A 13,269-nucleotide genomic window follows, 5' to 3' on the forward strand; every position below is an offset into this window, starting at 1 on the left:
TGACAATGCCGCGTCCGCTCAATCGAGGCGCAGACGCATGAGTTAAGTTAAAGAGATTTTGTGTTACCAGCCCACCAGGCCAGGCACCAGTGGAAGAAGCCGTAACTGCATGGCAGTAAATTAAGCTTACTAAAGTGAGGAATGCTCGCCGGCTGTTTGACACAACCGTGAGCCAGTACCGTGAGCAACGACATTAAATCGATCAGCAATCCTAAAACACCGCATGTAAAGCGGTGTGATGTCATACTCATTGATTGAAAAAACGAAGTGGTTGCCACGCGCCTGCTCTGTATATGGTATAAATAAAATACTACACGGCAGCCGGTTAAATGCAATGGGAAAATTATCGGTAAAACCCAATTGAAGCATGCTCCGAAATCGCCTTAAAACTCAATCAGCCTGCGCGTTTTCCTGCTTTAATGGCAACAACAAAGTAAACTCGGTAAACACACCGGGTTCGCTCTCGCAGTGAATCGAACCATCCAGTCGCTGCATAATGTTATACACCACCGATAAGCCAAGCCCGGTTCCCTCGCCGATGGGTTTGGTGGTAAAGAAGGGCTCAAATATTTTCTGCTGGATGTCGGCCGCCATGCCGGGGCCGTTATCCCTAATTCGAATGTGCAGCATATTATCTATCTCTGCAGCGCTTATTTGAATAACCGGCTCAGCCGTATCCGCCTTTTCCATTGCCTGCACAGCGTTTTTAATCAGATTCACCAGTACTTGCTCAATGAGACCGGAGTGCGAATGTAACACGCCATTAAACTCAACATCCCGCTGGATACTGACCTTGTTGTCCAGGTCATATCGCATCATCTTCAGAGTGTCGTCCAGCAGCACAGAGAAATCACAAACCTCTTTTTCTCCGGTCTGATTATGAGAAAAAGAGCGTAAGTCGCTAATGATATTTTTAACCCGTTGCAGACCATTAAAAGAATCAGCGACGATTGCTCTGATATCTTCCAAAATAAACGGTATACCCGCCTGCTCCTCAAATTCACTGAGACTTTGTTTGAGATGAGCCGCTTTTTGATCCTGCTGAATGTCTATGGCAGTTAACAGCTCACTCTGCATGGACTGCAACTGAATAATGTTATCCAGATAGCTATCCATTGAGGAGAAGTTGCTGATCACAAATGACAGTGGATTATTAATTTCGTGAGCGATGCCCGCTGCCATACGCCCGATACTGGCGAGCTTTTCGTTGTGTGCCAATGCCTGTTTAGTGGATTTAAGCTCCAGCAGCGTATCCCGCAGACGGGTATATTGTTTCTTGAGGCTCGACTCAGCCTGTTTGCGCTCTAACAACACCGTAAGCTGCTCGGCGGCCTTATTGATAATCGTAATCTGCTTCATGGAAACCCTATCCATCTCCTGTTCGGGGATCAGGTAAAGCAATAAACACACTACCCGTTTATACACCACGATGGGGAATGCCAGATAACTACCTATATGGGTTGTAATTAGTTGGGTGACCGGCTCCAGCCCAACGCTTTCATCCAGCAGATGAATTTGTGGGTGCTGTTCCTCAATGGCCTGAGCAAGGCTGGCCGGCAGCCCGCCCTCTGATAACAATGCCTGCATAGTTTTTGCCAGATCGTTGCTGGCAGTATCGGAACCGCGCACCCGAAAACGCGATGTGTTTTCCAGGTAAATTTCGAAACTGCAGTGGGCATGGCATAATCTCGCCAGCGCATTTGAGAAGGTTGAAAGCAGCGCCGTGAGCTTTTCGTCGCCTCGTGAAAAGCGTGTGATACACACCAGCAATTCTGTTTCTGCATCGTGCTGACGGTAGGTGTTTTCAATATACTCAAAAGTGGCCAGCTCCCGTTTGAGCACACTGGCATTAAACTTGGCTTTCGCTTCAGACGCCGTTAAACAGGCATTGATTTGGTACTCTTCCAGCCAGACTACTTCGTCCAGTTGCTGAGTGGGGTTATGCATAAGAATGATACGGGTATCCTGGTTAACCAGCCCCTGACGAATATACTGGGCTACCGACTGACAGAGGGAAATATCATCATCGGAGCCTACACAGAGTATAACCAGTGAGGGCTTACAACTGCGCAGTGTCTTTTTAGCGTTTCTCAGGCTGGTTAATTTTTCGCAGTGCATTGTGTTATCCGGCAAAAATGCCGCTAAGTCTGGACTCTGACCAACCAAAAACACTGGATTTTCCATACATTTACCCAACACTACCGTTTCTGAAAACTCTGCTATATTTGAAAGATAGTCGTTGCCTGCAGTTACGCAAACAATTGCGCCGTTTAGAAAAAAGGAAAGTAAAAATGAAGTTAGTGAGATTGGTGTACTACAGCCATGCCTCGCGGGAAATGTCACTTAGCGATCTGAAATCCATTCTCGACACCGCCCGCCGTAACAATCAGGCCGAGGGCATTTGCGGTATGCTTTCTTACGAACAACAATATTTTTTGCAGGCGCTGGAAGGCGAACGCAGCGCCGTTAACGAGCTTTACCTGGATATTGCTGATGACCCCCGCCATGACGAAATCACTATTATCAGCGTAAGCGATCAATATAGACCCGGATCACCCCATTTTATCTAAGTCGCTCGTTAATTTTTTGTCCGTGAATCTCTCTTTCCAGACTCTTGGCGTCAGGTCGAGTACGTCTTTGGCCGGATGCAGTGCTACACGCTGCAATACATCCACGAGGTAGTGGTAGGGATTCACGCCTTGCAGGCGGCAGGTCACCATCAGGCTTTGTAATATGCCCAGTTGTTCAGCTCCGAGTTCAGACCAACAGAACAAATAGTTTTTTCTGCCCATGGGAATAACCCGCAGTGCCCGTTCGAGATGATTGGTGTCCATGGGTAACGCGGGGTTACTCAGGAACACCTTGAGTTGGCTTTCTCGCTCATGCGCATAGTGAAGCGCCTTGGCGAAGGGGGATTTGGGTAGTAAATCAGTGCGCTGTCGTTGTTGGTAGACCCACCGGAAGAAGTCAGTCACGAGTGGTTCGCTGTGTTGTTGCCGGTAAGAATGGATATCGGCCAGGTCTGATTGTTTATCCCGGATGTGTTTTTCATGCCGGTAGAGCGCAGCGATAATATCCAGTGCCTGCTGTGCGGCTTGCGGCTCACTGTCGAGGGCTTTTTCAAAGCCTCTGCGCATGTGTACCCAGCAGGCAGCGTGCACAATCTGTTGTTCTTGTTGGTTTATCTGCTCAACAGTTTTGGTATAAGCAGCATAGCCGTCGGTCAGCAAGGTACCGGTAAAGTCCTGTAACTGTGCTTTGGCATGCAACATGCCTCGGCTGTGACTCCAGGTAAAGGCCACTTCATCACTGTCACCGTACATCGGCCAAAAGTAAGTTTGTTTCATGTGTCCGGGTTTTCGACCCGCGCCTTTGGTGCGCCCGGCTTTAATGGGCACTTCATCCATGGCCAGTATGTTACTTTGCAGGATGTGTTGCCACTGGGCTTTGGCAATGGGCCGAAGCAGCTCAATGCCTTGTTGTATCCAGTTGATTAAGGTAGCCCGGCTAAGGGTGATACCGCTATCAAGCATGCGTTGATGTTGGCGGTGAAGCGGTAAGTGATATACCGCTTTATCCACCATCAGCCCAGCGAGTAGTGAGACATCGCAGTAACAGCCTTCCAGTACATTGATGGGGGCTGGGGTATCCTTAAGGGTTTGCGTGGTTTTATGACGCACGACCTGACGACGATACACCAGTACCACATAACTGCCGGGCTGTTGTGCTAAGCGACGGGTTTCTTTGATATCCACGACATCATACTGGTCGGCATCCGCCCCCTGTAACTCAGGCGCAGGCACATCAATAATCAGCTGAGGCACCGTCTCATCAAAACGCAGGCCTTCATCATTCACATCCGAGTCGCGACGTTGCTTTTGTGAGGAACGGGTATGGGCCTTCACCGGTTTGGTGTCTGCCGGTAAGGCGTGTGTCTCACCCTCATCAAACAAACTGCTCTGCGCCGGATTATCCACTAACACCTTTTCAGACTTACGCCCGAACAACTGGCGTTTAAGCCAGTCGAGTTGATGCTTTAATTGTGCAACTTCATCGGATAAAGCCGCAATTTGTGCATCTTTTGAGGGATTGTCTGAGGACGTTTTCATGGCGTAAATTATAACAAAATCAGTTAATTAAATCGTCTGTTTTGTTTGCCTTTTTGCCAGTAAATCCCATCAATCAAACACTGTAACTGGGCACTGTTGAGAGAGGTTTTTGCTTTGCCGTCAGTCACTTTGGCGAAGGTGCCTTTTTCTAACCGTTTACTCCACAAACAATAACCGCCCTGGTAGTAATACAACACCTTGAGCTGGGTGCGGCGCTTATTGATAAACACAAACCAGTCACCACAATGCGCTTGCATCCCCAGTTTGCCCTGTACCAGTGCCGCCAGCCCATCAAACTGTTTGCGCATATCCGTATTTCCGGTATACAGCCAAATACGCCCATTGGATAAGGGTAACATCAGGCAGCCCGGTTCATCCGCAGCACCACACCACCGGGTAATGCCAGTTCAATCTCCCAGGCAGAGCCTGCGCTCTGGTTCGCACTTGCTGGCATATCAAAGGCAAGCCAGTTATCTTGCTGCGCAAGCGATTGGCTATCATCGCTCAGTTTTTTACGCCACAGATAGAAGTTTGATACTGTTAACGCATGCTGTGCACAAAATTCACTGACCGACAGTTCGCTTGCTGCTTGCTTATCAACCAATACCTGCCATTGCTCGCGTGTACGTCTTTTTGTTGCCATCGATTAAGTCTCCGTGAGTAAAATCTACGGGGACCATTTTACGGGGTAGCTCCGCCGGGAAAAGACGGTCTAAATTGATCGCTTACTTATCAGCTATGAGGAAATCACCGCCCCTATTTTCAAACAGTGGAAAATGGGCTACGCCGGCGGCAGTGCCGAGTTTACTAAATTGCTCAAAGAGATGGGCCAGACTGAGTTCCTGCCGGAAACCATGAGCCCTCGACAGGCATTCCAATTCCTGCAACACCTTGCTGGTAATCAGGACAACCTTTAAGGCATAGTGGTTAAGCAATCTAACCTAAGTTAGCCAGGAGCGACTATGTCCGACGCACAGAGTTACACATCGGTAGACCAGTACATTACCGCCCTACCCGTGGAAAAGCAGCGGGTAATATCACAGTTACGCCAGACAATACTGGATAACCTGCCAGCCAGATTTAGCGAATGCATCAACTAAAACATGATTGGCTATGTGGTGCCCCATCAACGGTTCCCGGCCGGTTATCATTGCAACCCAGAATTGCCATTACCCTTTATGAACCTGGCGGCACAGAAAAGCCATTATGGCTTTTATCATATGGGCATTTATGCAATGCCTGAGCTCGAAAGCTGGTTTCGGGTCCGTTACGCCGAAGCGGTACCTACTAAGCTGGATATGGGTAAAAGTTGTATCCGTTTTAAAAACCCCAAACACATTCCCTACAACTTAATTGGCGAGTTGGTCAGCAAAGTGAGCGTTGATGATTGGATATCGGTTTATCAAAGCCTCAAAAAATAGAACTTGTTCCACTTTTACTGTTCTACTCTATTAACGACTTAAATTGCGCTTCTGATAACACTTCTTCTTCCAGTAAAGCTTGTGCTACCTTGCTTATTTGCTCCCAGTATTGGTCAACTAATTGATCAGTTTTCAGGGTTGCTTCATCCAGCCACTCTTTGATTAATTTTTCAGTCTGAGATTGAAAGTAAACGTCTCCGCTCCATTCATGTAACACTGTGGTGTCTAAGTTGTAACTATCGGGATGCATTCCGTATTTGGCAACAGGATTCCAGGCAGACCACATGGCCTGCCTCAAATCACTGCTGGCACCGGTATCTAATCCTTCATCTCCGAACTGTTTTACCTGGGCCGCTCGACCAGCTAACGCTACACATGTCTGCGAGAACCAAAAAGCTTTCGTGTAATCAATTTCTTGTTCCCTGTTGTAGGCCACCATTCCTAAAGCTTGTTCTCTTGGCACAATACTTATTTGTTCTATAATTCTTTCTGGCATCAGAACTTTTGAGATAACCGCATGACCAGCCTCATGAAAGGCGGTTTCTGCCAGCATTTTTGCGCACTTATCAAGTGTCCGTTTAGCGCCATATTTAAGAATATTAATTTCTTCCAGTAACGTACTTTGACCAATTTTGCCAGTATTCTTACTTAGAGCCTGAAGCACTGTCTCTCGATGCACTTTTTCTAAATCTGCACCACTCATACCAGCTGTTAAAGAAACAATTAAATCAACGTCTATAGCCTCTTCGTAAACATCTAACTGCAAGAACTTTTCTATAAACCAGCGCCGGGCATTTTTATCCAAAAATGGAACATGGACATGAAGATCAAGCCTTCCGGAACGTAATAATGCTTCATCAAGCTTATCCAGCCGATTGGTAGCCGCGACAATAAAAACCGCGCCTTTATTTTTACTAAATCCATCAATCTCAGTCAGCAAACGATTCATTAACGCGTCAGCTCCAGGCCCGGCTTCACCTCGCTTCGGCAATGCATCAATCTCATCTATAAATAATATACAAGGTGCGTATTTCCTAACTCGAATGAACAGCTCCTTTATAAAATTATCAGACAGCAGATCAGTACCTGAACAGGTTGCTATTGGCAGGCCAGCCTCACTGGCGAGTGCTCGCGCCAACATAGTTTTTCCCGTTCCCGGGGGACCAAACAACACCATGCCTTTAGGAGGCTCTACACCAGCATGCTCAAGTTGTTCCCGGTGATTTAAAATTCTGACTGTCTCCAGTAAGCGCTGTTTCACGACGTCATGGCCAGCGATGTCGTCAAAGCCAACATCAGGCATATCCAATATAATACCGCCATCAGCTTCCACATCATCCACATGTAAGAGTAATTCTTGCTTTGGATTGGAGTAAGTTAATATCAGTACCTGTTCGTTCGCACGACATGATGCTTCCATGTACAACACTTCTCCGCGTAACGTTAACGCATCGAAATGCTCAGAAAGTTCATTATTGGCCAGCATGTCTTTTATATCTGCGCCTAATGTAATCTGAACTTGGTCAAAGTCCGATTCAGGATGGGCTCTGATAAAGTCAGTTACTGGATCAACCACTTTTGCAGTGATATTCGATTTGATATCACGCACATCAAAAAACGGCGCAAATGTGAATAATAACAGACGAGTTAAATCACTTTCATAGGGCAGAAAATCGATTTTACTTTTTTGAGTGAAAAAGCTTAATTCGCGATTCAACTGTTTGCCAGATAACAGCATTAACTCGTTAACGCCCAGTGAACGAAACAATATAATACTGCCCTGGGATAGGCGGGAAAGTAGCTCTGGTGGTATCGCTTTTACTTCGTGACTTCGTTCGATTTTAGTTTCGTTTCGCAGGTGCGAGAGCATTGCAGCCCGGGCTTGCACAGGCTGGTCCACTATAGTTTTAAGGTAATCCGGCTTATTATAAACAGTCCCACCAAGATTCGACGTAAAAACAATTATAGTATTGCGGAAATCAATATCTTTTTGAGTATATTCGTCTGTTACAAAGCCGGCTGAGAGCATCCGCAGCAAAGATAATAGTACCTGGGTATGGGCCTTCTCAAACTCATCAAACACAATGATCGATTTCGGAAATTTCTCAACAAAAGTTGTCAGCTCACCTGGCGCAGAATCATCATAGGTTTTCTTCGCACCGACTAAGCCAAAACTCTCGTTAGCATTAGTGTATTGCGTCATATCGAATACACGATACTGGTATTCATCCTTCAAATGATGAGCAAAGCGTTCGGCTAAAAACGTTTTACCCGATGCCGGAGGGCCCGCAAAGAAAAACACTCCCTGTGGCCGGTTCTGCTGTGGCTGCCATACGGCTTTCGACATACTGTCAATCAGGTCTTCAATTGCATGCTCCTGACCGACTACTTCTTCACATAACGCCTTTTTGAGCTGTTCAAGTTGTTTCAGGCTTTCCCGGTAATCAACAGCCATCTCAGGTAAAACAAATATTTCGGTAACTGATACCCAATCATCATTAGAAGCGGCTGGACGAAGCTCTTGTAAAAAAGAAGAAACCTGGTCAGAAAAAGGTAAAACCGGTTTCTCAGCCATATAGCTGAGCAACACGCTACTCAGGTCGTTTTTATAACGATCTGCCATAAACTCTTCGCCAATATCAACCGACTTAAACCTGTTTTGAAGTTCCCCAATCAGGGGGGCCGAATGATCTTTGGCAAAAGGTTCCAGGCATAAAAAAGACGCCGCGACGTGGTCTAAATCGATCTTCTTTTGGCTTTCTTCTAGGGCGATATATTTCGCGAAAAGTAACAGCGTTCTCAAGGTAAACGATCCCTGTAATACATGAACTGAAAATAGCTATTATAGTCGCATGACGCCTGTAAATTTAATAGCAATAGTTCTTCAAAAGTCTGGCCCTGGCAGCTATATTACTCAATTAGACTATTGAATCAGTGACATTTTTCAATTTAAATGACAACTAAACATGGTAGATAGGTTTTTACTTATCGCTATTGATGTATCCTCGCATGTGGTCAGTTGACGACGTATTTGTAGTATTTGAAAGGAGTCATTCATGAGTTCAGCACAAGCATACCGCGAACTGCTTACCCGCATTGCTGACCAGAAAGAAAACTGGTCCGTAACCTCAGAGCAGCCATTTATTATTTCTCGTCAAAGAGAAGAAAATAGATTGCCTGTTTCGATCAGAATGTATGGCAATGAGAATAAGGTTCACTTGTTCTATAACTTGTACAGTGAAACTTCACTTACAGAGCTAGCCCAAAAGTTTTTGCGTCTGAAAGATAAAGAGCAGATTCAGCAAAAAAATGAAGAGGCGGGCGTGGTTATAATGATAGACGAGGACGGGTTCGCCGTCGTTTATGATGCCACGGACGAAGAAAGTAGCAGCTTTGAGCAACAGTTTGAACCTATTTTAGATAATGCCGAAACGGTTTTACTTGGCGTGCTAAAAACGGCGCATGAAACTGTCGAAAATGCACCGGAAGATGCACTTGAGGTAGACGCTTCGACTGCTAACGTTGACGCTCCACAATCAATTTCTGATGCCGTAAAGCAATATCTCGAGGAAAAGGACTATTCCTTCAAGCATGATGAAGACAAACAACGGTTTGTATTTGGTTTTTCCACAGACAATTACATCAACATCAAGGGAGATGCCAGCCTTCGAATAGTCATCAACTACTCAGATAACGATCTACTGCGCTTTGAAACCCCCTGGCTTTATGAGTTTGATCTGAACAAAACGGAATATAGCTTAATCAGTATGGCTATCGCCTGGTTTCAATTTGAATATAAGTTTTTATCCATGTCACTGGATCCAAGAGACGGTGAACTAAAGATATCTATCGATATCCCACTCGGCAAAGGGACATTGCACCCAACACAAATACACCGCCTGGTAACGTTTATTTTACAATTCGCAGAACGAACTTATGATGAATTATTTTCACTAATGCTGAAAGACAGTGATGCTGCTGAAGTTAAGCTCAAGGGCCTCATCGATAACTATAAAGCCGAATCTGAAAATCATCAGTGGATTGATTCGATTAAAGACAAACTTGGTGGCATATCAGAAGAACAGAGAAAAGCAATTGAGGAGATTCTAGCCAACGGTGCTGATGAAAGAAGCCAAGGTGGTATCTGATGATCAATTCCAATGCAAAGGCTAATCCAGCAAGCTGGTTTAGAAGGATCTTGTTTGGGCCTGTTAGCGAACTAATCATACTGACATTATTTTTTGGTACTTTCACTTTTGCCCTGTTTTGGTTGACTATAAAATTTCAGTTGCTTCCCACCGAATTAATGAGGCCTGACTTATCGCAAGAAGATACCGGCCTGTTTGACGCACTTGGTGGCTGGGCTCTGGGCTTCGCCGGCGCGGTCGTTGCGATTCGGATTGCAGGTATTGCCAAGAATATTCAACTCAATGACTCTATTCGGGAACAAATTCGGTTATGGGAAGAACATGTTGAACGTATCTCAGATTTGAACTCCCGACTTACACGTTCTATATCTGATACTAAAAGGGCATGTGCAGCCGTTCTTCTGTATGCAAAAGATCTATATATTACTGAGCAGCGAGCTCACCTTATCAACCCCAAGCCTGGAAGAGATGGCAAAGTAGTCAAACCTCATGAAGCTCATGCCCCTGAGGAGATGCTGCAGGAAAAGCTAGAAGAAAAGCTGGAAAAACTGGTCGAAACGATAGAAGAAGCGTTTAAAGACTCTGTATTTCGTTCCGTGTTACAGTTTTCCGTACAAGCTGACATTAACAGAAGATCGGCGCCTGAAAAAACACACGTAAAAAATTACTCGGAGAGTTTTTTTACCTCTTCAAAAGACAGAGAGGCTGTAAAAAGAATTGTTGATGACGATAATGAATTCTTTGATGTCCTTAACGTTCTAAGTGGATTAAACCAAGGAGCAAGAAACTTCGGCATAGGCCTGGTAGAACTCCGAGCAATGGGTTTGATTCAGCATTTTAGAATGGACCTTATGCGCCTGACAGAATACCAGGAAGATAATCAGGGAGATGGCAAGGCTCTGGAGATTGCAGATGCCGCCTGGTTGCTTTTAGGACTGCTCCTGTCAAGAAGGAAACGTGAAAATTCCTCCATAGGACAAAATGATGGCTTCATAATTATCGCTCTTTTATTGGGCTCATTACCAACCGAAAAGACAATGAACGACTATTTAAACAGTAAGTTTAACCAGGTCGTACAAACCTATTCAGGTGAAGGTAGCGAGACCATGAAACGAGAAGTCGATGCGTTGTCCAAACGACTCTATTACGTAAAAGGTAATGAACTATCGGAGCTCGCAGATCTGATAACGAAATGTAGCAATAACCTGAGTTATCTTGATGTGTTGACCAAGAGTACCGGAGTGAGTGCCGCTTATGAGTCGAAGAAGGAATCAGGCAAACAAAGTGGCTAAAGATGTTTCCTCTCCAGTGAAAACGCGTTAATTAGCAAGTGACATGAAAATGTGCTGTAGAAGGATTGAGTGAAAAGGATTACAGACACCTTATACCGTCAGGATAAGTGTTACCTGGCCCCTGAACCTCAGGGGCCGATTTTCTATTCCAGGAAACGCCATAGATGTAATGATTACCGACCCAGCTCATCCCGCACAATTTGCGCACCGGCACTTAATGCCGCTAATTTACCGCTGGCGATTTGGCGCGACAACGGCGCCATGCCGCAGTTTGTACATGGATAAAGCTTATCCGCATCAACAAACTGTAAAGCTTTACGCAGCGTATCGGCGACTTCTTCCGGCGTTTCGATCGCATTGTTTGCAACATCGATAGCACCGACCATCACTTTTTTACCGCGGAGCAATTCAATCAACTCCATGGGCACCCGGGAGTTATGGCATTCCAGCGAAATAATATCGATATTTGACTGCTGTAGTTTTGGAAACACCGCTTCATACTGGCGCCACTCATCACCCAGGGTTTTCTTCCAGTCGGTATTGGCTTTAATGCCATAGCCGTAACAGATATGCACCGCGGTTTCACACTTAAGGCCTTCAATGGCTCTTTCCAGCGCTGCGATCCCCCAGTCATTCACTTCATCAAAGAACACATTAAAGGCTGGTTCATCAAACTGAATAATATCCACCCCAGCGGCTTCCAGTTCTTTCGCTTCCTGATTAAGAATTTTGGCAAATTCCCAGGCCAGTCTTTCACGGCTTTTGTAATGATCGTCGTACAACGTATCAATCATCGTCATCGGCCCTGGTAAGGCCCATTTTATTCGCTGCCCGGTGTGTTTACGTAAAAACCGGGCATCGTCGGCAAAGACCGGCTTTGTTCTGGCCACGGCATCCACCACTACCGGCACACTGGCATCATAACGATTGCGAATTCTTACCGTTTTACGGTTTTCAAAATCCACTCCACTAAGATGCTCGATAAACGTGGTGACGAAATGCTGACGGGATTGCTCACCATCACTAACAATATCTACACCGGCGCGGAGTTGATCCTGTAACGAAAGCAGCAGCGCATCCTGCTTCCCTTCCACCAGTGCCTCACCCTCCAGCTTCCAGGGTGACCACAGGGTTTCAGGTTGTGCCAGCCAGGCTGGCTTAGGCAAACTGCCGGCGCTACACACAGGTAATAAGGTTTTCATAGTAAGTCTGCTTTTAGGTGGTTAGTTAGTGTAATTGGCAGACCATTGCTCCAGCACGGCCTGATAAGGTTTAATGAAGTACTGTTCGGCAAACCGCCCCTGCTCGATAGCAAGCTGGCTGCGCTCTTCACGGTCATACACTATTTGGGTAATCGAATGATCCGGGTGTTTCAGGTTAGGCTTATACTGTTGCCCGGCCACTGCATTGGCGTTGTAAATCTCTGGCCGGTATATCTTTTGGAACGTCTCCATAGTGGCTATGGTGCTAATCAACTCCAGGTTAGTGTAGTCGTTCAGCAGATCGCCAAAAAAGTAAAAAGCCAACGGCGCAACACTGTTTGGCGGCATGAAATAGCGTACCTGCAGGCCCATTTTCTGAAAATACAGTTCGGTGAGTGACGACTCGTTTGGCTGGTACTCAACACCCAGTACCGGGTGGGTATTCTCGGTGCGGTGATAGGTTTTGCTGTCAGACACACTCAAACAAATCACCGGCAGCTTAGCGAATGCCCGCTGATATTCCGGCGAATTCACAAAACACTTAAACAACTTGCCATGCAGATCGCCGAAATTGTCCGGGATGCTAAAGCCCGCCTGGTTTTTATTATGATTTAGCAGCAACACACTAAAATCATAGTCACGCACATAAGAGGAGAAATTGTTGCCAACGTTACCGTTAATGCGCTCGTTGGTTTGCTTATCCACAATATAAGTTTGCAGCATTTCAATGGTCGGAAAAGCTTGCCCGCTGCCATCGATATCAATGTCCACCGATAGAATTTCAAGCTCTACGCTGTAGCGATTACCCGCCGGGTTATCCCAGCTTGCCAGGGCATTAAAGCGGTTGTCTATCATCGCCAGGGCGTTACGCAAGTTCGCCTTGCGGTATTCACCACGGGCCAGGTTGGCGAAATTAGTAGTAATTCGCGTGTTCTCTGATGGACGGTAATCTTCATCGAAACAAACGCGCTTTATGGAAAAGCTAAAATCATCTTTCATGGTCATCTGCTACCCTGCTCCAAGAACTAAAAACTCGCCAAACACCTTAAGTGTTCAGAACTTGAGAGAGTTATACGCACCAATTCACATGAATAAAA

13 protein-coding genes are annotated in these 13,269 nt (G+C 45.9%); 6 read left to right on the top strand and 7 right to left on the bottom strand.

Annotated features, from left to right (window positions below; genetic code table 11):
* Nucleotides 1–390: 390 nt before the first annotated feature.
* Nucleotides 391–2,184 (bottom strand): sensor histidine kinase, encoded by a 1,794-nt coding sequence (locus AC566Q_RS23015; protein ID WP_499611558.1) that lies wholly within the window; start codon nucleotides 2,182–2,184, stop codon nucleotides 391–393.
* 107 nt (nucleotides 2,185–2,291) lie between these two features.
* Here AC566Q_RS23015 and AC566Q_RS23020 point away from each other — a divergent pair, with 107 nt between their 5' ends.
* Nucleotides 2,292–2,570 carry a BLUF domain-containing protein gene (locus tag AC566Q_RS23020; protein WP_499611560.1) on the top strand — a complete coding sequence of 93 codons (279 nt, stop codon included), beginning with the start codon at nucleotides 2,292–2,294 and terminating at the stop codon, nucleotides 2,568–2,570.
* Here AC566Q_RS23020 and tnpC read toward each other — a convergent pair.
* Genes tnpC through tnpA form a run of 3 tightly spaced genes read right to left on the bottom strand, consistent with a single transcriptional unit; the run spans nucleotide 2,553 to nucleotide 4,752 of the window.
* On the bottom strand, nucleotides 2,553–4,109 hold the full coding sequence (gene tnpC / locus AC566Q_RS23025) for an IS66 family transposase (RefSeq protein WP_499611566.1): 1,557 nt from the start codon (nucleotides 4,107–4,109) through the stop codon (nucleotides 2,553–2,555). The two genes, AC566Q_RS23020 and tnpC, sit on opposite strands and share 18 nt — an antisense overlap.
* 23 nt (nucleotides 4,110–4,132) lie before the next feature.
* Complete coding sequence (tnpB, locus tag AC566Q_RS23030; RefSeq protein WP_499611571.1) at nucleotides 4,133–4,468, bottom strand: IS66 family insertion sequence element accessory protein TnpB; 336 nt, start codon at nucleotides 4,466–4,468, stop codon at nucleotides 4,133–4,135.
* Nucleotides 4,468–4,752, bottom strand: coding sequence for an IS66 family insertion sequence element accessory protein TnpA (tnpA, locus tag AC566Q_RS23035; RefSeq protein ID WP_126874056.1), 285 nt, complete (start codon nucleotides 4,750–4,752; stop codon nucleotides 4,468–4,470). The genes tnpB and tnpA overlap by 1 nt, the downstream gene beginning before the upstream one ends.
* A gap of 133 nt (nucleotides 4,753–4,885) precedes the next feature.
* Here tnpA and AC566Q_RS23040 point away from each other — a divergent pair, with 133 nt between their 5' ends.
* From AC566Q_RS23040 to AC566Q_RS23050, 3 genes are read left to right on the top strand one after another with little or no spacing between them, the layout of a single operon-like run.
* Nucleotides 4,886–5,026: a hypothetical protein gene (locus AC566Q_RS23040; RefSeq protein ID WP_020745969.1), complete on the top strand. Its 141-nt coding sequence runs from the start codon at nucleotides 4,886–4,888 to the stop codon at nucleotides 5,024–5,026.
* A gap of 45 nt (nucleotides 5,027–5,071) precedes the next feature.
* Nucleotides 5,072–5,209 carry a hypothetical protein gene (locus AC566Q_RS23045; RefSeq protein WP_198033587.1) on the top strand — a complete coding sequence of 46 codons (138 nt, stop codon included), beginning with the start codon at nucleotides 5,072–5,074 and terminating at the stop codon, nucleotides 5,207–5,209.
* Nucleotides 5,210–5,212: 3 nt separating this feature from the next.
* The gene (locus AC566Q_RS23050; protein ID WP_499611583.1) at nucleotides 5,213–5,530 is read left to right on the top strand and encodes a DUF1801 domain-containing protein; all 318 of its coding nucleotides are present in this window, start codon (nucleotides 5,213–5,215) and stop codon (nucleotides 5,528–5,530) included.
* 22 nt (nucleotides 5,531–5,552) lie between these two features.
* Here the strand turns inward: AC566Q_RS23050 and AC566Q_RS23055 are convergent, their stop codons facing one another.
* Nucleotides 5,553–8,333: an AAA family ATPase gene (locus AC566Q_RS23055; protein WP_499611588.1), complete on the bottom strand. Its 2,781-nt coding sequence runs from the start codon at nucleotides 8,331–8,333 to the stop codon at nucleotides 5,553–5,555.
* A gap of 253 nt (nucleotides 8,334–8,586) precedes the next feature.
* Here AC566Q_RS23055 and AC566Q_RS23060 point away from each other — a divergent pair, with 253 nt between their 5' ends.
* Nucleotides 8,587–9,678 (top strand): hypothetical protein, encoded by a 1,092-nt coding sequence (locus AC566Q_RS23060; protein WP_499611594.1) that lies wholly within the window; start codon nucleotides 8,587–8,589, stop codon nucleotides 9,676–9,678.
* A complete protein-coding gene (locus AC566Q_RS23065; protein WP_494309805.1) occupies nucleotides 9,678–10,970 on the top strand; it encodes a hypothetical protein in 1,293 nt (430 codons plus the stop codon). The genes AC566Q_RS23060 and AC566Q_RS23065 overlap by 1 nt, the downstream gene beginning before the upstream one ends.
* A gap of 173 nt (nucleotides 10,971–11,143) precedes the next feature.
* Here the strand turns inward: AC566Q_RS23065 and AC566Q_RS23070 are convergent, their stop codons facing one another.
* Together AC566Q_RS23070 and AC566Q_RS23075 are read right to left on the bottom strand one after the other, a co-directional pair.
* The gene (locus tag AC566Q_RS23070) at nucleotides 11,144–12,172 is read right to left on the bottom strand and encodes a methionine synthase (RefSeq protein WP_499611606.1); all 1,029 of its coding nucleotides are present in this window, start codon (nucleotides 12,170–12,172) and stop codon (nucleotides 11,144–11,146) included.
* Nucleotides 12,173–12,193: 21 nt separating this feature from the next.
* Nucleotides 12,194–13,171, bottom strand: coding sequence for a DUF1852 domain-containing protein (locus tag AC566Q_RS23075; protein WP_499617602.1), 978 nt, complete (start codon nucleotides 13,169–13,171; stop codon nucleotides 12,194–12,196).
* Between the last annotated feature and the right edge of the window lie 98 nt (nucleotides 13,172–13,269).

The sequence above is a fragment of the Alteromonas sp. H02 genome, assembly GCF_059682525.1.